At 72.5% G+C, this 18,296-nt stretch carries 19 protein-coding genes; 13 read left to right on the top strand and 6 right to left on the bottom strand.

Annotated elements, in window-relative coordinates; translation table 11 throughout:
* The first annotated feature begins 6 nt into the window (after window positions 1-6).
* Window positions 7-1,113: an alpha/beta fold hydrolase gene (locus tag K4G22_RS10695; protein ID WP_228079656.1), complete on the top strand. Its 1,107-nt coding sequence runs from the start codon at window positions 7-9 to the stop codon at window positions 1,111-1,113.
* Entirely contained in the window at window positions 1,094-1,615 is a 522-nt protein-coding gene (gene tsaE / locus K4G22_RS10690) for a tRNA (adenosine(37)-N6)-threonylcarbamoyltransferase complex ATPase subunit type 1 TsaE (protein ID WP_228079655.1), read from the top strand. Before K4G22_RS10695 ends, tsaE begins: the two co-directional genes overlap by 20 nt.
* A gap of 19 nt (window positions 1,616-1,634) precedes the next feature.
* Here the strand turns inward: tsaE and K4G22_RS10685 are convergent, their stop codons facing one another.
* Window positions 1,635-2,243 carry a hypothetical protein gene (locus K4G22_RS10685; protein WP_228079654.1) on the bottom strand — a complete coding sequence of 203 codons (609 nt, stop codon included), beginning with the start codon at window positions 2,241-2,243 and terminating at the stop codon, window positions 1,635-1,637.
* 126 nt (window positions 2,244-2,369) lie between these two features.
* Here K4G22_RS10685 and tsaB point away from each other — a divergent pair, with 126 nt between their 5' ends.
* Genes tsaB through K4G22_RS10665 form a run of 4 tightly spaced genes read left to right on the top strand, consistent with a single transcriptional unit; the run spans window position 2,370 to window position 4,860 of the window.
* On the top strand, window positions 2,370-3,059 hold the full coding sequence (gene tsaB / locus K4G22_RS10680) for a tRNA (adenosine(37)-N6)-threonylcarbamoyltransferase complex dimerization subunit type 1 TsaB (protein WP_228079653.1): 690 nt from the start codon (window positions 2,370-2,372) through the stop codon (window positions 3,057-3,059).
* A complete protein-coding gene (gene rimI, locus K4G22_RS10675; protein WP_228079652.1) occupies window positions 3,056-3,550 on the top strand; it encodes a ribosomal protein S18-alanine N-acetyltransferase in 495 nt (164 codons plus the stop codon). Before tsaB ends, rimI begins: the two co-directional genes overlap by 4 nt.
* Window positions 3,551-3,553: 3 nt before the next feature.
* Window positions 3,554-4,609 (top strand): tRNA (adenosine(37)-N6)-threonylcarbamoyltransferase complex transferase subunit TsaD, encoded by a 1,056-nt coding sequence (gene tsaD / locus K4G22_RS10670; RefSeq protein ID WP_228079651.1) that lies wholly within the window; start codon window positions 3,554-3,556, stop codon window positions 4,607-4,609.
* Entirely contained in the window at window positions 4,609-4,860 is a 252-nt protein-coding gene (locus K4G22_RS10665) for a hypothetical protein (RefSeq protein ID WP_228079650.1), read from the top strand. The genes tsaD and K4G22_RS10665 overlap by 1 nt, the downstream gene beginning before the upstream one ends.
* A gap of 57 nt (window positions 4,861-4,917) precedes the next feature.
* On the opposite strand, the gene K4G22_RS10660 is transcribed toward K4G22_RS10665, so the two are convergent.
* A complete protein-coding gene (locus tag K4G22_RS10660; RefSeq protein WP_228079649.1) occupies window positions 4,918-6,141 on the bottom strand; it encodes a THUMP-like domain-containing protein in 1,224 nt (407 codons plus the stop codon).
* Between the two features lie 199 nt (window positions 6,142-6,340).
* Here K4G22_RS10660 and K4G22_RS10655 point away from each other — a divergent pair, with 199 nt between their 5' ends.
* From K4G22_RS10655 to groL, 3 genes are all read left to right on the top strand, one after another.
* Window positions 6,341-7,294 carry a polysaccharide deacetylase family protein gene (locus tag K4G22_RS10655; protein WP_228079648.1) on the top strand — a complete coding sequence of 318 codons (954 nt, stop codon included), beginning with the start codon at window positions 6,341-6,343 and terminating at the stop codon, window positions 7,292-7,294.
* A gap of 223 nt (window positions 7,295-7,517) precedes the next feature.
* Window positions 7,518-7,826 (top strand): co-chaperone GroES, encoded by a 309-nt coding sequence (groES, locus tag K4G22_RS10650; RefSeq protein ID WP_062207400.1) that lies wholly within the window; start codon window positions 7,518-7,520, stop codon window positions 7,824-7,826.
* 196 nt (window positions 7,827-8,022) lie between these two features.
* Complete coding sequence (groL, locus tag K4G22_RS10645) at window positions 8,023-9,648, top strand: chaperonin GroEL (RefSeq protein ID WP_228079647.1); 1,626 nt, start codon at window positions 8,023-8,025, stop codon at window positions 9,646-9,648.
* A gap of 136 nt (window positions 9,649-9,784) precedes the next feature.
* Here the strand turns inward: groL and K4G22_RS10640 are convergent, their stop codons facing one another.
* From K4G22_RS10640 to K4G22_RS10630, 3 genes are all read right to left on the bottom strand, one after another.
* Window positions 9,785-10,480: an ester cyclase gene (locus K4G22_RS10640; protein WP_228079646.1), complete on the bottom strand. Its 696-nt coding sequence runs from the start codon at window positions 10,478-10,480 to the stop codon at window positions 9,785-9,787.
* Between the two features lie 103 nt (window positions 10,481-10,583).
* Window positions 10,584-11,378, bottom strand: a complete 795-nt coding sequence (locus tag K4G22_RS10635) for an SDR family NAD(P)-dependent oxidoreductase (protein ID WP_228079645.1) — start codon at window positions 11,376-11,378, stop codon at window positions 10,584-10,586.
* Between the two features lie 29 nt (window positions 11,379-11,407).
* Complete coding sequence (locus tag K4G22_RS10630) at window positions 11,408-11,725, bottom strand: WhiB family transcriptional regulator (protein WP_228079644.1); 318 nt, start codon at window positions 11,723-11,725, stop codon at window positions 11,408-11,410.
* A 336-nt stretch (window positions 11,726-12,061) separates the two neighbouring features.
* On the opposite strand from K4G22_RS10630, the gene K4G22_RS10625 reads away from it, so the two are divergent.
* The 4 genes from K4G22_RS10625 to K4G22_RS10610 all read left to right on the top strand — a co-directional run bounded on the left by K4G22_RS10625 (window position 12,062) and on the right by K4G22_RS10610 (window position 16,811).
* Window positions 12,062-12,673, top strand: coding sequence for a response regulator transcription factor (locus tag K4G22_RS10625; RefSeq protein ID WP_019431595.1), 612 nt, complete (start codon window positions 12,062-12,064; stop codon window positions 12,671-12,673).
* Window positions 12,674-12,920: 247 nt separating this feature from the next.
* Window positions 12,921-13,496 (top strand): RNA polymerase sigma factor ShbA, encoded by a 576-nt coding sequence (gene shbA / locus K4G22_RS10620; protein ID WP_322785085.1) that lies wholly within the window; start codon window positions 12,921-12,923, stop codon window positions 13,494-13,496.
* A 625-nt stretch (window positions 13,497-14,121) separates the two neighbouring features.
* Window positions 14,122-15,627 (top strand): IMP dehydrogenase, encoded by a 1,506-nt coding sequence (guaB, locus tag K4G22_RS10615; RefSeq protein WP_228079642.1) that lies wholly within the window; start codon window positions 14,122-14,124, stop codon window positions 15,625-15,627.
* Window positions 15,628-15,695: 68 nt separating this feature from the next.
* Window positions 15,696-16,811: a GuaB3 family IMP dehydrogenase-related protein gene (locus tag K4G22_RS10610; protein ID WP_228079641.1), complete on the top strand. Its 1,116-nt coding sequence runs from the start codon at window positions 15,696-15,698 to the stop codon at window positions 16,809-16,811.
* 79 nt (window positions 16,812-16,890) lie between these two features.
* Here the strand turns inward: K4G22_RS10610 and K4G22_RS10605 are convergent, their stop codons facing one another.
* Window positions 16,891-18,120, bottom strand: a complete 1,230-nt coding sequence (locus tag K4G22_RS10605) for a nucleotide sugar dehydrogenase (protein WP_228079640.1) — start codon at window positions 18,118-18,120, stop codon at window positions 16,891-16,893.
* Between the last annotated feature and the right edge of the window lie 176 nt (window positions 18,121-18,296).

Raw genomic sequence — 18,296 nt, 5'->3', positions numbered from 1 at the left:
CGCCAGGTGAACGGTTGGGCGAGGCGGGTCGGGATAGCCGGCGTCGCGCTGGGCGCCGTGGCCACCACGGTCGCCGTGGAACGGCTCACCGTCAGCCGTTCGGTGCGCCGCCAGGCCCGGCAGGCGCTGGACGCGGCCGGCCCGTTCGGCGGCCTGCGCGGCACCCCGGGCACGGCGATCGCCGACGACGGCACCCCGCTGCACTACGAGACGGACGAGATAGCCGACGTCGGTCGGACGGGGGCACCGACCGTGGTGTTCTGCCACGGCTACTGCCTCAGCCAGGACGTGTGGCACTTCCAACGCGCCGCGCTGCGCGGCCGGGTGCGCGCCGTCTACTGGGACCAGCGCGGGCACGGGCGTTCCGCGCCCGGGCGCGCGCAACGGGAGCGCGGGGAGCCGTTGCCCATCGACCAGTTGGGCCGCGATCTGCGCGCGGTGCTGGACGCCGCCGCGCCCGAGGGGCCGATCGTGCTCGTCGGGCACTCGATGGGCGGCATGACGGTGCTGGCGTTGGTGCAGCGCTTCCCCGACCTGGTCGCCCGCCGGGTCGCCGGCGTCGCCCTGCTGAGCACCTCGGCAGGCGATCTGGGCGAGGTCACCTACGGCTTCCCGCCGCTCGCCGTGCGCGCCGCTCGCCGGGTGCTGCCCGGGGTGCTGCGCGCCCTCGGCTCCCAGGCCGAGCTGGTGGAACGGGGGCGCCGCACGGTCGGCGACCTCTACGCCGGGCTGATCCGCCGCTACTCCTTCGGCGATCCCGACCAGGTCGACCCTGGTGTCGCCAGGTTCGCCGAGCGGCTCATCGAGTCGGTGCCGATCGATGTGGTCGCCGAGTTCTATCCGGCGTTCGCCGAACACGCCACCTGGGACGCGCTGACCACGCTGCGCGCGCTCGCCGAGGAGCTGCCGACGCTGGTGCTGGTCGGCTCCCTGGACGAGATCACGCCGCCCGCGCACAGCGAGCGGATCGCCGCCGAGCTGCCGGTCGCCACCTCGGTGACGCTGCCGGGCGCCGGCCATCTGGTGCCGCTTGAGGCTCCCGAGCTGGTGAACGCGCACCTCGCCGAGCTGCTCGCGCGTAGCATCGGCTCCCATGGGCCACCAGCTGACTGAGACGTCCACGCGCCGCACCGTGCCGACGCCGGAGGAGATGACCGATCTTGGCCGGCGGCTGGCCGGCCTGCTGAGGGCCGGTGATCTGGTGCTGCTGAGCGGGGAGTTGGGCGCCGGCAAGACCACACTCGCCCGGGGCCTCGGCGCCGGGCTCGGGGTGCGGGGCGCCGTCACCTCGCCCACCTTCGTGATCGCCAGGGTGCACCCCCCGCTCGCCGGGGGGCCGCCGCTGGTCCATGTGGACGCCTACCGTCTCGGCGGCGGCCTGGACGAGATGGCGGACCTCGACCTGGACGTGGCGCTGCCGGAGTCGGTGGTGGTGGTGGAGTGGGGCGAGGACCGCGTCGAGGAGCTGGCCGACGACCGGCTGCACGTGGTGATCCACCGCGCCCTGACACAGGCCCCCGCCGGCGAGGGCGCCGAAGACCCCCGCGAGGTCACCTTCCGGGCCGTCGGCCCCCGTTGGCAGGGCGTGGACCTGGCGGCCGGCCTGGCCGGCTGACCGGCCCCGGCTTCCCGGATCAGGGCACCACCACGACGACGGAGCCCTCGGTGGCGAACTCCCACATCACCTCGCCGTCGGCGCGCGTCTGACGGACGGCGCCGGTGCGCTGGCTGGCCTCGGGGTTGGGCGTGGAGCCGTCGACCGCCGCCGAGAAGCCGAACACCGTTCCGTCGTCGGCCGTGTGGAAGATCACCGAGTGCTCGATCGCCACCCCGTCGGAGCCGGTGCCCTGCTCCCAGCGGGAGGTGATGGCATAGCTGCCGGGATCCGGGCTCTGGGAGCTGGGGAAGACCTCGTACGTCCTGGTGACGGCCTCGCCCGTGCCGTCCTCGCTCTCGTCGACCAGCCAGATGCGCCGCTGCTCCAGCGCGTACACCACGCGGCGGCCCTCGCCCGACTCGGCCGGCAGCGCCGGCTGTTCGTCCACGACGCCGCCATCGGCGCCGCCGTCCGCGTTGTCGCTGCCGCCCTCGGTCTCCTCGGCGGGCGGCGCGGCGGGCGTGCTGGGCGGCCAGTTGTCGGCGGCCGACGCCTGGTACGCGAAGAAGCCGACGACGGCGAGCGCCGCGGCGGTCAGTGCGGTGACGAAGACACCGGAGCTTGAGCCTGAGCTGTGGCGCGCCACGGTTCGTTGCCGCCTTTCGCGATGCGGACGCCGCCTTCGCGACGGGTCGGACGCGCGGATGCGGTTCCGCGCCCGTCGACGCTACCAGGCGTCGGCGGCCCCCCGGCGGAGCCGTACGCTTGCTGCGTGCTGCTGCTCGCCATGGACACCGCCACCCCGGCCGTCACGGTCGCCCTGTTCGACGCGGACGCGGACCGCGTCCTCGCCGCCGTGGAGCGGGTGGACGCCCGCAGACACGGGGAGTTGCTGATGCCGGCCGTCGACCGGGTGCTGACCGAGGCCGGGCGCGGGCTCGACGAGGTCACGGGGCTGGTCGCCGGCACCGGGCCCGGGCCCTACACGGGGCTGCGGGTCGGCCTGGTGACGGCGGCGGCGCTGGGCGCGGCCCGTTCGCTGCCGGTGTACGGCGTCTGCACGCTGGACGGCGTCGCGTTCGCCGCCGGTCTCGACGAGCCGTTCGTGGTGGCGACGGACGCCCGCCGCAAGGAGGTCTACTGGGCCGGCTACGCGGACGCCGTGACCCGCCTCGAAGGCCCGGCCGTCGACAAGCCGGCCGAGATCGCCGAACGGGTCGCGGGCCGCCCGGTGGTGGGCGCCGGCGGGGCGCTCTACCCGGACTCCTTCCCCGGCGCGCGACCCGATCTGCCGGCGCACGCCTCGGCGGGCGCGCTGGCCGCTCTCGCCGCGCGCCGGCTCGCGGCCGGCGAGGATCTTGACGCGCCCCAGCCGCTCTATCTGCGCCGCCCGGACGCCAGGGAGCCGGCCGGCTACAAGGCCGTCACCCCGCCGCCGGCCGAAGCGGTCGCCCGCCGATGACGGAGGTCGTGCTGCGCGCGATGCGCTGGTGGGACATCGAGCCCGTGCTGGCCCTTGAGGCGGAGCTGTTCGCCCAGGACGCCTGGTCGGCGGGCATGTTCTGGTCCGAACTGGCCGGCGCCGGCGGCCCCGAGCCGACCAGGGAGTATCTGGTGGCCGACGCGGCGGACGAGGTGGGCCTGGCCGGCTACGCGGGCCTCGGCGTCGCGGGGGACACCGCCGAGGTGATGAGCATCGCCGTCACGGGGGCCCACCAGGGCACCGGGCTCGGGGCGAGGCTGCTGACCCGGCTGATCGAGAGCGCCGGCGCCTTCGGCTGCCGCGAGGTCATGCTGGAGGTCCGGGTGGACAACGAACCGGCCAAGCGGCTCTACACCCGCTTCGGCTTCCGACAGATCGGCGTGCGCCGGGGCTACTACCAGCCCGGCAACCGGGACGCGCTGGTGATGCGCAAGGAACTCGCCCCCGAGGCGACACGAGGGAAGTCCTGAGGAATGGCTGACGAACCACTGGTCCTGGGCATCGAGACCTCCTGCGACGAGACGGGCGTCGGCGTGGTCAGGGGGACCACGCTGCTGGCCGACGCCGTCGCCTCCAGCGTCGACGAACACGCCCGCTACGGCGGCGTGGTGCCGGAGATCGCCAGCCGGGCGCATCTGGAGGCGATGGTCCCCACCATCGAACGGGCCCTGGCCGAGGCCGGGGTCGCGGCGAGCGATCTGGACGGGGTCGCGGTCACCGCAGGGCCCGGGCTCGCCGGCGCGCTGCTGGTCGGCGTCTCGGCGGCCAAGGCGTACGCCTACGCCCTGGACAAGCCGCTCTACGGGGTCAACCACCTGGCGTCGCACATCTGCGTCGACCAGCTGGAACACGGCCCGCTGCCCGAGCCGACGATGGCGCTGCTGGTCTCGGGCGGCCACTCCTCGCTGCTGCTGGCGCCCGACATCACCACGGACGTCCGCCCGTTGGGCGCCACCATCGACGACGCGGCTGGCGAGGCGTTCGACAAGGTCGCCAGGGTGCTGGGGCTCGGCTTCCCCGGCGGCCCCGCGATCGACCGCGAGGCCAGGCGCGGGGATCCGGCCGCCATCGCGTTCCCCCGTGGGCTGACCGGGCCGAGGGACGCGCCGTTCGACTTCTCGTTCTCCGGGCTGAAGACGGCGGTCGCGCGCTGGGTGGAGACCCAGCGCAGGGCCGGTGTCGACGTGCCGGTCGCCGATGTGGCGGCCTCCTTCCAGGAGGCGGTCACCGATGTGCTGACCCGCAAGGCGATCCGCGCCTGCCGCGCCGAGGGTGTGGACCATCTGATGATCGGCGGCGGGGTCGCCGCCAACACGCGGCTGCGCGCGATGGCCGAGGAGCGGTGCGCCGCCGCCGGCATCACGCTGCGGGTGCCCCGCCCGGGGCTGTGCACCGACAACGGGGCGATGGTCGCCGCGCTGGGCGCGGAGATGGTGGCCAGAAACCGCCCCCCGTCCGCGCTCGGCCTGCCGGCCGACTCCTCCCTCCCGGTCACCGAACCGCTGGCCCCGGCCGGGGTGACCCGCTGATGGCGGTCACCCTGATGTGGGAGGCGAAGGCCGCCCCGGGACGCGGCGCCGAACTGCTGGCCTGGGCCCGCGCCCAGCGCCTCGACCCGCCGCCCGAGCGCCGGGAGACGTTCACCGCGCCCGGCGACCGGGTGCTGGTGCTCACCTGGTGGCCGAACGATCACCCCGACCTGCCCGAACTCCCTTCCCCCCCACCCACCTTGCTCGCCCGCCCACCCCACCACTGGCGCTTCACCCCCGTCCCCTCCTGAACCACGACCGACCGACCACCGCCCCGGCCGGGGGCGTGCGGCCGGGCGTCGCACGGGCTACAGCGGGTGCCCGATGAGCATGCTGGGGGCGCCGGCCACACGGGTGAGGAAGACGGTGGCGGTCCCGCGACCGCGTGGTTTGACGCGGCGCAGCAGCTCCTCGGGAGTGAGCGGCGAGCCGCGCTTCTTGACGGTGAGGGTGCCGATGTCCCGCTCCCGCACCAGCGCCCGCAGCCGCTTGAGGTGGAACGGCAGCACATCGGTGATCTCGTAGCCGGTCGCGTAGCGGGTGGCGGCCGGCCGGTCGCAGGTCAGATAGGCGATGCTCGGGTCCAGCAGCCGGGCGTCCAACGTTTCGGCCACCGCGCCGACCAGGCCGGCCCTGATCACCGCGCCGTCCGGCTCGTAGAGATAGCGTCCCGGCTCGCCGGCCGGCGCCGGCTCGGGGGCGCCCGTCAGGCTGTGCCCGCCCGGCAGCACGGTGGCCCGGCGGGTGCCGGGCGCGGCGCCGGCGCCGAACCACAGCACCGCCTCCTTGACCTCGCCCCGGTGGGAGACCCATTCGGCCTCGGCCGCCGCCGGGATCGCCTCGTGCGGCACGCCTGGCGCGATCTTCAGCGCGGCGCGCGGCAGCCGGGCGGCGAGCGCGGTCGCCCAGGACAGCGGCGGGGAGTAGCCCTCGGGGTCGAAGACCCGGCCCCGGCCGCCGCGTCGGGCGGGATCGACGAAGGCCGCGTCGAAGCCGCCCACCTCCAGGTCCTCGACGGCGGCTTCGACGGCGGCCTCGCGCACCTCGATCCGGTCGGCCAGGCCGAGCGCCGCCGCGTTGGCGCGGGCGACGGCGCAGGTCAGCGGGGAGCGGTCGACGGCCAGGACCCGCGCCCCTGCGCGCGCCAGCGCGATCGCGTCGCCGCCGACGCCACAGCACAGATCGGCCACCCGCGCCCCGCCCGCGCCGGCGAGCCTGGCGGCGCGCCACGCGGCGACCTCGCTTCGGGTGGCCTGTTCCACGCCGTCGGGGGTGAAGTACATCAGCGCGGCGTCGGCGCCGAACTTGGCGGCGGCCCGCTGCCGCAGCCGGGCCTGGCCCAGCGCGGCGGCGACCAGTTCGGGCGGGTGCTCCCGGCGCAGCCGGGTCGCGGCGGACAGCTCCTCGGCCGGGGTGATCGAGCGGAGCTCGTCGAGCAGCCGCTGGCCGGGTTCGGTGAGCAGGGCGCCGAAGGTCTCGGTCGCGTGCGGGGGGTCGGCGGGGGCTGGGGGAGGTGGGGCCACCCGGGTCATTCTGCCCCCGCCGTCGGGACGGGCTGCGGGGGAGTCGTCGGAAGCGGTGGCAGCATCCCGAACCATGAAGCTAATCAGACAAGTAGGACAAAATGAATGGCTGGATCGGTTCCGTCCCAAGGTCAGGACCCCGCGCCACGCCAAGCCCCGCGAGGAGGGCCGGCCGCCCGGGCGCCCGGCCTCGGTCCGGGCCCGCGCGGTGCTGCGCCGCTACGGCGCGCTGGGCGGCGCGACGATACTCGCCGTGGTCTGCTCGGGCGTCGGACTGCCGCCTCCGTTCCGTCCCGACCCACCGGACGAGGCGCCGCGCTGGCGCGCCCTCACCGCCGAGGCCGTCGCCCCCGCCGCGCTCGGCGAGCTGGCCCTCGGCGCGCCGCAGCGTGTCCAGGCGCCCGGTATCGCGGAGTCGCTGGGGGCGTACGCCGAGCGGTTGCAACGCGCCGAAGCGAGCCGGGGGGCGGCCGTCAAGGCGTGGAAACTGCGCCACGCGCCGCTGCGCGCTCCCGTGCCCCCCAAGGAGAAGCCCCGCCTCACCAGCGAGCCGGGACATCTGACCGGCGAGGGCCTGCCGCCGGTGATCGTCCAGGTGCCGACGGACCAGAAGGTCATCTTCCTCACCATCGACGACGGCGCCGACAAGGACCCGAGGCTGCTCGACATGCTGCGCGAGCTGGAGATCCCGGTCAGCGGCTTCCTGGCGGACGAGGTGGCCCGCGCCGACTACGGCTACTTCCGCGAGGCCCAGCGCGAGGGCTACGCGATGCACAACCACTCCATCAACCACCGGGAGATGAACCGTCTCTCCCTGGCCGAGCAGCGGGCCGAGATCTGTGGTCAACAGGCCATCATGGAGAAGGAGTTGGGCCACCGACCGGTGCTCTTCCGGCCGCCGTACGGCGCCTATGACGAGAACACCCTGCGGGCGGCGGCCGACTGCGGCATCGAGCTGGTGCCGCTCTGGGCGGCCGAGGCGTTCCCCGACCGGATCGACTTCGGGCGGCCCGACGGGAAGTTCCACCCGGGCGACATCGTGCTCACCCACTTCAGGGGCGAGCACGAGTGGGGAGCCGATATGACCGACATGGTCCGCCTGTTGGTCGACACGGCGACCGAACAGGGCTTCGCCATCGCCCGCCTTGAGGACTATCTCTGACCGGGACGCGGGCCGGGAACGCGCCCCGAGGCACCTCCGCCGGCCGCCGCGCTGGCACTCTAGTTGACTGAGTGCTAACTCCCGCCTAATGTCGTGGCTGGCACTCTCACTCAAGGAGTGCCAGAACGTGCGACGGGCGGACTCGGCACCCGCGACGACGGGTCCTCCAGGTCGCCATCCAGACAGATAACCCCGTGAGATCTCCGAAGGGGGAGGTCGGATCGTGACGACCGCCAGTTCCAAGGTTGCCATCAAGCCGCTTGAGGACCGCATCGTGGTCCAGCCGCTCGACGCCGAGCAGACCACGGCCTCCGGCCTGGTCATTCCGGACACCGCCAAGGAGAAGCCCCAGGAGGGCACCGTCCTGGCCGTGGGCCCGGGGCGCTTCGAGGACGGCAACCGCCTGCCGCTCGACGTCAAGGTCGGCGACATCGTGCTGTACAGCAAGTACGGCGGCACCGAGGTCAAGTACAACAACGAGGACTACCTCGTCCTCTCGGCCCGCGACGTGCTCGCGATCGTCGAGAAGTAAGCGCCCGACGCCAGGGTGCGTCGTCCGGGTCGTCGCGAGCTCGCGAAGGTCCGGACGGCGTGCCCTGGTCGCGTCGCGCCCCGGAATCCCGTGCCGAAGTCTCATGCCGGGGCCGGGGCGCGGCGTAATCCCAGCGGCCGGTGCGCGGCCTGATCCACGCGGCCTGATCCAAGAGGAAACAAAGGGACACCCACCCATGGCGAAGATCCTGAAATTCGACGAGGACGCCCGTCGGGCCCTTGAGCGCGGCGTCAACCAGCTGGCGGACGCGGTCAAGGTGACCATCGGCCCCCGGGGCCGCAACGTCGTGATCGACAAGAAGTTCGGCGCCCCCACCATCACCAACGACGGCGTCACCATCGCGCGCGAGGTCGAGGCGGAGGACCCGTACGAGAACCTCGGTGCGCAGCTGGTGAAGGAGGTGGCCACCAAGACCAACGACATCGCTGGTGACGGCACCACCACCGCGACCGTGCTGGCCCAGGCGCTGGTCCGCGAGGGCCTGCGCAACGTGGCCGCCGGCGCGTCCCCCTCCGGTCTCAAGCGTGGGATCGACGCGGCCGTCGAGGCCGTCGCCGAGGATCTGCGCGCCAGCGCCCGGCCGATCGACTCCAAGGAGGACATCGCCGCCGTCGCCGCGCTGTCCGCCCAGGACAAGCAGGTCGGCGAGCTGATCGCCGAGGCCATGGACAAGGTCGGCAAGGACGGTGTGATCACCGTCGAGGAGTCGCAGACCTTCGGCCTCGACCTGGACTTCACCGAGGGCATGGCCTTCGACAAGGGCTACCTCTCGCACTACATGGTCACGGACCAGGAGCGCATGGAGGCCGTCCTCGACGACCCCTACATCCTGATCCACCAGGGCAAGATCTCCTCCATCCAGGACCTGCTGCCGCTGCTGGAGAAGATCATGCAGTCCGGCGGCTCCCGCCCGCTGCTGATCATCGCCGAGGACGTGGAGGGCGAGGCGCTGTCCACCCTCGTCGTCAACAAGATCCGCGGCACGTTCAACTCCGTCGCGGTCAAGGCCCCCGGCTTCGGCGACCGTCGCAAGGCGATGCTCGGCGACATGGCCACCCTCACCGGTGGCACCGTGATCTCCGAGGAGGTCGGCCTCAAGCTCGACCAGGTCGGTCTTGAGGTGCTCGGCACCGCCCGCCGGGTCACCGTCACCAAGGACGACACCACCCTCGTGGACGGCGCTGGCGACAGCGCGCAGATCCAGGACCGGGTCGCGCAGATCAAGGCCGAGATCGACGGCACCGACTCCGACTGGGACCGCGAGAAGCTCCAGGAGCGCCTCGCCAAGCTGGCCGGCGGCGTGTGTGTGATCCGCGTCGGCGCGGCCACCGAGGTGGAGCTCAAGGAGAAGAAGCACCGTCTGGAGGACGCCATCTCCGCGACCCGCGCCGCGGTCGAGGAGGGCATCGTCCCCGGTGGTGGCGCCTCCCTGGTGCACTCGGCCAAGGTGCTCGAAGACGGCCTGGGCAAGACCGGCGACGAGGCCACCGGCGTGGCGATCGTCCGCCGCGCGGTCGTCGAGCCGCTGCGCTGGATCGCCGAGAACGCGGGCCTTGAGGGCTATGTGATCACCTCCAAGGTCTCCGAGCTGGACAAGGGCCAGGGCTACAACGCGGCCACCGGCACCTACGGCGACCTGGTCAAGGACGGCGTGATCGACCCGGTCAAGGTCACCCGCTCCGCGTTGCAGAACGCCGCCTCCATCGCGGCCCTGCTGCTCACCACCGAGACCCTGGTGGTGGAGAAGAAGGAAGAGGAGGCCGAGTCCGGCGGCCACGGCGGCCACGGCCACTCGCACTGACCGCGCGCTCCGCACGACGACGGCCGGGCCCCGACCAGGGGCCCGGCCGTTCGCGTGCGCGGAACCAGCGGAACCAGCGGAACCAGCGGAACCAGCGGAACCAGCGGAACCAGCGGAACCAGCGGGACTAGAGGGACTAGAGGGCGACCACGCCCAGCTGGGAGAGCAGCCCCAACTGGTCCCAGTTCCACCAGGCCTCGGCCAGCAGCCCGTCCTCGAAGCGGTGGGTGACCTGCCCGGTCACCCGCACCGGACGGCCGGTCGGGCCAAGACCCATGAACTCCCCGCTGTGGGTGCCGGTGACGGTGAACCTGGTGGTCACCAGATCGCCGTCGGCCAGCTGGTCCTCGATCAGGAACGACGGCCGCAGCGTCGCCAGCCAACGCGCCACCGACGCCTTGGAGTCCGCCAGATCCAGCGGTTCGTTGACGCTGGCCGGATCGTGCTCGCGGAAGTCGGGCGCGCACAGCTCGTCGGCCACGCCGAGGGCGCCCGCGTTGATCACCTCGTCCAGGTAGCGGCGCACCACGGTCTTGTTCTCCCTGACGTCGCGCAGCACCTCAAGGTCGGTGAACCGGGGCACGTCCTCGCACAGGGCCACCAGCCGGCGGAAGACCCGCTCGGTGTCCGGCAGGTCCGAGTTGCGCTGGGCCGCCTCGCGGGACGGGAACTCGACGACCAGCAACAGCCGGGAGAGATCGCCCAGATCCCGGGCCACCACCAGTCGGGTCGCGGTGCGCTCGCCATGGGTCGCCGAGAGCCAGGCGTCCAGCAGCCCGTTGAGTTCGTCGACCCGGCTGGTGGAGAGTTCGATTACCTGTACGAAAGTCATGGCCCGTCCATGGGTTTGCGACACATCCCCGACGGGGTTCAGTTTAGGTGTTACGGGCCATTTGATCGGTTTGCCGGTTTGTGTGAGGGTGCGCGCCGTCGGCTCAGCGGCGCGGATCGTCCCTGCGGCGCGGCCCGAAGTCCCGCCCGGCCCGCGCCGAGACCCGCCCCAGCGCCGCCACCGGCAGCACCCGCGCCGCGCCGAGCAGCGCCTTGTACCGCAGATCGGGCACGGAGACCACCCGCCGCCTGGCCAGATCCCGCATCGCCGTCGCCACCACCCGGTCGGCGTCCAGCCACATCCAGCGCGGCAGCGAGGACATGTCCATCTCGGCCCGCTGATGGAACTCGGTCCGCACGAAACCCGGGCAGAGCGCCATCATCCGCACCCCGCTGCCGGTCAGCTCCAGCGCCGCGCCCTCGGTGAACCGCACCACCCACGCCTTGGACGCGCCATAGGTGCCACGCGGCACGAAGGCCGCGACCGAGGCCACGTTGACCACGCCGCCGCGACCCAGCCGGCGCATCCCGGGGACGGCGGCCGACGTCAGCCGCAGCACCACCTCGCAGTGCACCCGCAGCATCCGCAGCTCGTCGGCGAGCGGCGCGCGCAGAAACCCGCCGCCGAGGCCGAAGCCCGCGTTGTTGACCAGCAGATCCACCGGGCGGGCCGGATCCGCCAGCCGCTCCTCCACCGCGCCGATGCCCTCGTCGGTGGCCAGATCCGCCGGGAGCGGCACCGCCCCGACGCCGTGCCGCTCGCTCAACTCGGCCGCCAGCGCCGCAAGGCGCTCGCCGTTCCTGGCCACCAGCACCAGGTCGAGCCCGTCCCGCGCCAGTCGTCGGGCGAAGGCGGCGCCAAGGCCGGCGGTGGCTCCCGTCACCAATGCTGTTGTCATGTGCCGACCGTATCGGCTCGTCCCTGGGCTCAGGGATGGGGCCGGTGGCCCCCGCTGTCGGCGAGGCCGCGCCTGGCGCGGCCGAGCAACTCCTCGCGCTCGTCCTCGGTCAACCCGCCCCACACCCCGTAGGGCTCACGCACGGACAGCGCGTGCGCCGCGCACTCGGTCCGGACCGGGCAGCGCGTGCACACTTCCTTCGCCGCCTCCTCCCTCGCGCTGCGCGCGGCACCGCGTTCTCCCTCCGGGTGAAAGAAGAGCGAGCTGTCCACGCCCCGGCAGGCGGCCATCAACTGCCAGTCCCACAGATCGGCGTTGGGGCCCGGAAGGCGGGAGAAATCTGCCATGACAGTGTCCCATCGTCATCGAGTCGTCATCGAGACCAGACCAGGAAAGTAGATGTAAATATGACTACCAGCTGAATATAGCTTGAGACACCTCAAAGCGGAAAAGAGGGCCTAAATAGGGCAAATATCAACGCCCGGCGTGTTTCCCGGGGTCCGATCGATGGGTGATGAGTCGGTCACGTACAGTGCTGATGCTGTGAGGTTGGAAGCCGTAACTCTTTCGGGTGACCATCGTTGAGAGGGCGGAGGCGGTTGGCATGGCTGTCAATCGCCACGAACGACGACTCAAACTCCCTGGAGGCTCAAGGTGACGCGCATCAGCTGCGGAGGGCGGCCATGACTTCTGTCCTTGTCTGCGACGACTCCCCGCTCGCCCGGGAGGCGCTCCGCCGCGCGGTCGCGACCGTGCCCGGCGTCGAGCGGGTCACGACGGCGGCCAACGGCGAGGAAGTCCTCCGCCGTTGGGGCGCCGACCGGTCGGATCTCATCCTGATGGACGTCCGGATGCCCGGGCTCGGCGGCGTCGAGACGGTGCGCCGGCTGCTCTCGGCCGATCCCGGCGCCCGCATCATCATGTTGACGGTCGCCGAGGATCTCGACGGCGTGGCGCTGGCCGTCGCCGCCGGCGCCCGAGGCTATCTCCACAAGGACGCCTCCCGCGCCGAACTGCGGGCCACGGTCACCCAGGCCCTGGCCGATCCCACCTGGCGGCTCGCCCCCCGGCGGCTCCGCTCCTCGGACATGGGCGCCGCCCCCACCCTCACCGCCCGGGAGATCCAGGTGCTGGAGGGCATGAGCCACGGCAGGTCCAACGCCGAGATCGGCAGGGAGTTGTTTCTCTCCGAGGACACGGTCAAGACACACGCCCGCCGGCTGTTCAAGAAGCTGGGCGCCTCGGACCGCGCACACGCTGTGGCCTTGGGTTTTCGTTGGGGGCTGGTTCGCTGACCGCGCCCGGCTCACGGGTTTGGACGGGGTGTTCGCCAGGCGGCTGCCACCCCGTCCGGTGGTGAGCGGGGCGCAAACGGTCCACCGGTGCCGCATCCTTGAGGCATGAAGCTCCTTGGGGACGAGCCAGCCGGGTGTGAAGGGGAGGGCCAGGAAAGTGACCTTCAGCGCTCCCGCGCATAACGCTTCGGTGCACAACTCCACCGCTGAGGCCACGGACCGGCCCGCGGGGGTGCACCATGGACCGATGCGCGATGACGACACCTCGGCGATTGCCGCCCTGGCTCATCGCGCCGCCACGGGCGATGCCCAGGCCACGCACGATCTGCTGGCCCACGTTCATCCGCTGGCACTGCGCTACTGCCGGGTCAGACTGTCGCGGCTCCCGGGGGAGGCCCGCCACTTCGTGGACGACCTCGCCCAGGAGGTGTGCCTCGCCGTGCTCTGCGCCCTGCCCCGCTATCGGGACACCGGGCGCCCCTTCGACGCCTTCGTGGTGGCCATCGCCCAACACAAGGTCGCCGACCTCCAACGGGCCGCGCTGCGCCACCCGGGCAGCATGGCGATCCCCTCCGACGAGATGCCGGAGCGGCCCGACGACTCGCTCGGGCCCGAGGAGCGGGCGCTGCTGAGCAGCGACGCCGAGTGGGCCAGAAAACTGCTGGCCAACCTACCCGCGCACCTGCGCGAGCTGGTGCTGCTGCGGGTCGCGATCGGCCTGACGGCCGAGGAGACGGGACACCGCCTCGGCATGTCCCCCGGCGCGGTCCGGGTGGCCCAACACCGCGCCCTCAGCCGCCTCCGAGCCCTCGCCGGCCGCTAGGTCGCTGGCGCTGGCCTCAGCCGGGTGCGGTGTCGCGCTCGGGCGGGTGCGTCCACGGTTCGCGGTTGGTTGGTTGCCGGGCGGGGTGCGGTGCTGGTCGGCTGCTGTGCTGCCGGGCAACATCCGATGCTCACCGGCCTGGCGGCCTCGGACCGCTCGTGAGCATTGACCGACCGCCGAGCCGGTGAATCACCCAACGCCTGCGCTGCGCCCGGTGTCTGTGTGTTCGACGCCCGGTGGGTCGCCCTGCCGTCCGGGCGGCCTCCGTGCGTTGCGCCCGGCTGGGTCGCGCGCCCGCGTGGCTGCGGTGTGCCCGGTGGGTTGCCCTGCCGGCGGCCCGCCGGCTTGCGCCCGGCGGGTGCGCTTTGGCTGTTGGCCTGGTGGGCGGGCCCCTCCGGTAGGCCGCCGGCCGGGCTCGCGCCCGGTTGCCCCGGTGCCTGGCGGGTGGGTGCGTTGGCCGCTGGCCCGGCCGGTAGGTCGTTCGCTGGCCTGGCCGGTAGGCCGAGTGGGTGGTCTGGGGGTCGTAAGCTGGACACCCCGGCCGGATGAGTCAGTGGGGAGTGTTCGGTTCGCCCTGTCGGAAGGGCGGACGCATGGGATAGCTGGAACGTCGGGAAAGGGCGTCATGACTGATCACGTGGGCGAGGTGCCGCCGAAATTCGCGGCGCTCGGGCTGACCTTCGACGATGTGCTGTTGCTGCCTGGCGCGGCCGATCTGGCGCCGAGCGACATCGACACCTCGTCGCGGATCTCCCGCAACGTCCGGGTCAGGGTGCCGCTGCTCTCCGCCGCGATGGACAAGGTCACCGAGGCCCGGATGGCCATCGCCATGGCGCGGCAGGGCGGCGCCGGCGTGCTGCACCGCAACCTCTCCATCGAGGAGCAGGCCGCCCAGGTGGACCGGGTCAAGCGGTCCGAGTCCGGGATGGTCACCGATCCGATCACGATCAGGCCCGACGCCACGCTGCGGGAGGCGGACGAGCTCTGTGGTCGCTACCGCATCAGTGGCGTCCCGGTCACCGACGCGGCGGGCAAGCTGCTCGGCATCGTCACCAACCGCGACATGGCCTTCGAGACGGACCGCACTCGCGAGGTCCGCGCCGTGATGACGCCGATGCCGCTGGTCACGGGCGAGGTCGGGATCTCGGCCGAGGACGCGGTCGAGCTGCTGCGCCGGCACAAGATCGAGAAGCTGCCGCTGGTGGACGGTGAGAGCCGGCTCAAGGGCCTGATCACCGTCAAGGACTTCGTCAAGGCCGAGCAGTACCCCAACGCGGCCAAGGACGCCGAGGGCCGGCTGATCGTCGGCGCCGCCGTGGGCGTCACGGGCGACTCGTACGAGCGGGCCGAGGCGCTGATCGAGGCCGGCGTCGACTTCGTCGTGGTGGACATCGCGCACGGCCACTCGCGGCTGGTGCCCGAGATGGCCGCCAAGATCAAGTCCAACTACGGTTCGGTCGACGTGGTCGCGGGCAACGTCGCCACCGGGGACGGCGCCAGGAGGCTGCTCGACGCGGGCGTGGACGGCATCAAGGTCGGCGTGGGGCCCGGTTCGATCTGCACCACGCGGGTGGTGGCCGGCGTCGGGGTGCCGCAGGTCACCGCGATCTACGAGGCGGCCCAGGCGGCCCGCGAGGCGGGCGTCCCGGTGATCGGCGACGGCGGCCTCCAGTACAGCGGGGACATCGCCAAGGCCCTGGTCGCCGGCGCAGACACGGTGATGCTCGGCAGCCTCCTCGCGGGCTGCGAGGAGTCCCCGGGCGAGCTCCAGTTCATCAACGGCAAGCAGTTCAAGTCCTACCGGGGCATGGGTTCGCTGGGCGCCATGCAGTCGCGCGGCGAGCGCCGCTCGTACTCCAAGGACCGCTACTTCCAGCAGGGCGTCGGCGACGACGACAAGCTGATCCCCGAGGGCATCGAGGGCCAGGTGCCCTACCGCGGCCCGCTCTCCTCCGTGGTGCACCAGCTGATCGGCGGGCTGCACCAGTCGATGTACTACCTCGGCGGGCGCACCATCCCGGAGATCAAGGAGCGCGGCCAGTTCGTCAGGATCACCTCGGCCGGCCTCAAGGAGAGCCACCCGCACGACATCCAGATGACCACGGAAGCCCCCAACTACTCCAGGCGCTGAGCGCTCCGGCCGGTCTTCCGGCCGTCGGCGATACTGGGGGGCGCACATCGCATGGAAGGGCTCTACCTGTGACTGAGATCGAGATCGGGCGCGGCAAGCGCGGCCGGCGTGCCTACGCCTTCGACGACATCGCCGTGGTGCCGAGTCGCCGCACCCGCGACCCGAAGGAGGTCTCGATCGCCTGGCAGATCGATGCCTACCGCTTTGAACTCCCGTTCCTCGCCGCGCCGATGGACTCGGTGGTCTCGCCGAGAACGGCGATCCACATCGGCGAGCTGGGCGGCCTCGGGGTGCTCAACCTCGAAGGTCTCTGGACCCGCTACGCCGATCCCGAGCCGCTGCTGGCCGAGATCGCCGAGCTGGACGAGGAGCGTGCCAACCGGCGCCTCCAGGAGATCTACGCTGAGCCCATCAAGGAAGAGCTGATCTTCCAGCGCATCCGTGAGGTCAGGGACGCGGGCGTGGTCACCGCCGCCGCTCTCTCGCCGCAGCGGACCGCGCAGTTCTCCAAGGCCGTGCTGGACGCCGGCGTGGACATCTTCGTGATCCGGGGCACCACGGTCTCGGCCGAGCATGTGTCGGGTGCCGCCGAGCCGTTGAACCTCAAGCAGTTCATCTACGAGCTCGACGTGCCGGTGATCGTCGGCGGCTGCGCCACCTACACGGCGGCGCTGCATCTGATGCGGACCGGCGCGGCCGGCGTGCTGGTCGGCTTCGGCGGCGGCGCGGCGCACACCACGCGCAACGTGCTGGGCATCCAGGTGCCGATGGCGACGGCGGTGGCCGATGTGGCGGCGGCCAGGCGGGACTACCTGGACGAGTCCGGTGGCCGCTATGTGCATGTGATCGCGGACGGCGGCGTCGGCTGGTCGGGGGATCTGCCCAAGGCCATCGCCTGCGGCGCGGACTCCGTGATGATGGGTTCGCCGCTGGCCAGGGCAACGGACGCCCCCGGCCGTGGGCACCACTGGGGCATGGAGGCCGTGCACGAGGATGTGCCGCGCGGCAAGAAGGTGCATCTGGGCACGGTGGGCACCACCAGGGAGGTGCTGACGGGCCCCTCGCACACGCCCGACGGCTCGATGAACTTCTTCGGCGCGCTGCGCCGGGCGATGGCCACCACGGGCTACTCGGAGCTGAAGGAGTTCCAGCGCGTCGAGGTCACGGTCGCCCTCTCCCGCTGACGGTTTCCGGCCGGCCCGCCGCCGCCGTGGGCGGTGCTGCCGCTCGCGGCAGCGGCGCTTCCGCTCGCGAAAGCGGTGGTCAGAGGCGGTGGGCCGCGCCGGCCGGGGTGGCGCCCCTGGTGTCGAAGAGCAGCTGTGCCTTGGCGGCCAGGCCCTGGAGGTCGTAGGTGCCGTGGTGTTGCAGCAGCAGCGTCAGATCCGCCGTGGCGGCCGACTCGTAGAGCGCGTCGGCGCGCGGTACCTGGCGGCCGGCCAGCCGCCATTCGGTGACGAACGGGTCGTGGAAGCTGAGCTGGGCGCCCAGGCCGAGCAGCCGGGAGGCGATCTCCCGCGCGGGGCCGCGCTCCAGATCCGGCAGGTCGGGGCGGTACGTCACGCCGAGGAGCAGGATTCGGGCGCCGCGTGCCGACTTTCCGTGCTCGTTGAGGAGCGTGGTGGCCCGTTGGGTCACATAGCTGGGCATCCGGTCGTTGAGCTCGCGGGCCAGCTCCACCAGCCGTAGCCGGTTCCCCGGGTTGACGGGGGCGCCCAGGCCGGCGACCCCTGGCCCCGGGCGGAAGCCGTGCGGGGCGACCGGCCTGGTCTCGGCGCAGCGCACCACGTCCCACAGGTCGATGCCCAACTCGTGGCAGAACACCGTCATCTCGTTGATCAGCGCCATGTTGACGTGCTGGACGTTGGTCTCCAGCACCTTCACCGTCTCCGCCTCCAGCACGCCGCGCGCCCGCACCACCTTGTCGGTGAGCCGGCCGTAGAAGGCCGCGGCGGCCTCCGTGCAGGCGGGGGTGAGGCCGCCGATCACCCGGGGGGTGCCGGCGTAGCCGCCGGGGCTGCCGGGGGAGAGGCGCCCGGGGGCGTGCGCCAGCTGGAAGTCACGCCCGGCGCGCAACCCAGAGCCCTGTTCGAGCAGGGGGCGCACCACCTGCTGGGTGGTGCCGGGGGGCACGGTGGATTCGAGCACCACCAGCGTGCGCGGGCGCAGCCGGGGCGCGAGGGTGGCGGCTGCCGCCCTGACGGCGCTCAGATCGAGCGTCCGCCGCTCGCCCGGCGGCGTCGGCGCGCAGATCAGCGCGGTGCGCACCCGGTCGAGGACGACGGGGTCGCTGGAGGCGTGGAAGCCCCCGGCCACCATCCGGCGTAGCGCGGGTGCGGTGAGCGAACCGTCAGCGGGTGGCCGGCCGGCGTTCAAGCCGGCGGCGATCCGGGCATCCGGTACGAAGGCAACGGTTCCGATGCCGGCGGCGGTGGCGGCCTGGGCAGCGGGCAGGCCCAGCGGCCCAAGACCGAGAACGGCGAGATCAGCGGGCATACGCGGGCGGCTCCCTTTCCTTCTGCCGCTCCACAGGGAGGGCATATGCACTACCTGTCAGGTTACGGGCATATATGACAGATACGGGGGATTGAGCGAGCCGACCGGGCCGACGAGACGCGCCAAACCGGACGAAATGGGAGACGATCGACAGCGGGCGTCGGCAGGTGACGCCG

This window comes from Streptomyces profundus, from assembly GCF_020740535.1.
GTDB classification, from domain to species: Bacteria; Actinomycetota; Actinomycetes; order Streptomycetales; family Streptomycetaceae; genus Streptomyces; species Streptomyces profundus.
The sequence above is the reverse complement of the archived record's forward strand: the minus strand, read 5'-3'. Positions and strand labels throughout refer to the sequence as shown.

What these genes read in the sequence shown, in the direction of transcription:
- tsaE (WP_228079655.1), top strand. Translation starts at nt 1,094, where the DNA reads ATGGGCCACCAGCTGACTGAGACGTCCACGCGCCGCACCGTGCCGACG.
- rimI (WP_228079652.1), top strand. Translation starts at nt 3,056, where the DNA reads ATGACGGAGGTCGTGCTGCGCGCGATGCGCTGGTGGGACATCGAGCCC.
- tsaD (WP_228079651.1), top strand. Translation starts at nt 3,554, where the DNA reads ATGGCTGACGAACCACTGGTCCTGGGCATCGAGACCTCCTGCGACGAG.
- K4G22_RS10665 (WP_228079650.1), top strand. Translation starts at nt 4,609, where the DNA reads ATGGCGGTCACCCTGATGTGGGAGGCGAAGGCCGCCCCGGGACGCGGC.
- K4G22_RS10660 (WP_228079649.1), bottom strand. Translation starts at nt 6,141, where the DNA reads ATGACCCGGGTGGCCCCACCTCCCCCAGCCCCCGCCGACCCCCCGCAC.
- groL (WP_228079647.1), top strand. Translation starts at nt 8,023, where the DNA reads ATGGCGAAGATCCTGAAATTCGACGAGGACGCCCGTCGGGCCCTTGAG.
- K4G22_RS10640 (WP_228079646.1), bottom strand. Translation starts at nt 10,480, where the DNA reads ATGACTTTCGTACAGGTAATCGAACTCTCCACCAGCCGGGTCGACGAA.
- K4G22_RS10635 (WP_228079645.1), bottom strand. Translation starts at nt 11,378, where the DNA reads ATGACAACAGCATTGGTGACGGGAGCCACCGCCGGCCTTGGCGCCGCC.
- K4G22_RS10630 (WP_228079644.1), bottom strand. Translation starts at nt 11,725, where the DNA reads ATGGCAGATTTCTCCCGCCTTCCGGGCCCCAACGCCGATCTGTGGGAC.
- K4G22_RS10625 (WP_019431595.1), top strand. Translation starts at nt 12,062, where the DNA reads ATGACTTCTGTCCTTGTCTGCGACGACTCCCCGCTCGCCCGGGAGGCG.
- shbA (WP_322785085.1), top strand. Translation starts at nt 12,921, where the DNA reads ATGCGCGATGACGACACCTCGGCGATTGCCGCCCTGGCTCATCGCGCC.
- guaB (WP_228079642.1), top strand. Translation starts at nt 14,122, where the DNA reads ATGACTGATCACGTGGGCGAGGTGCCGCCGAAATTCGCGGCGCTCGGG.
- K4G22_RS10605 (WP_228079640.1), bottom strand. Translation starts at nt 18,120, where the DNA reads ATGCCCGCTGATCTCGCCGTTCTCGGTCTTGGGCCGCTGGGCCTGCCC.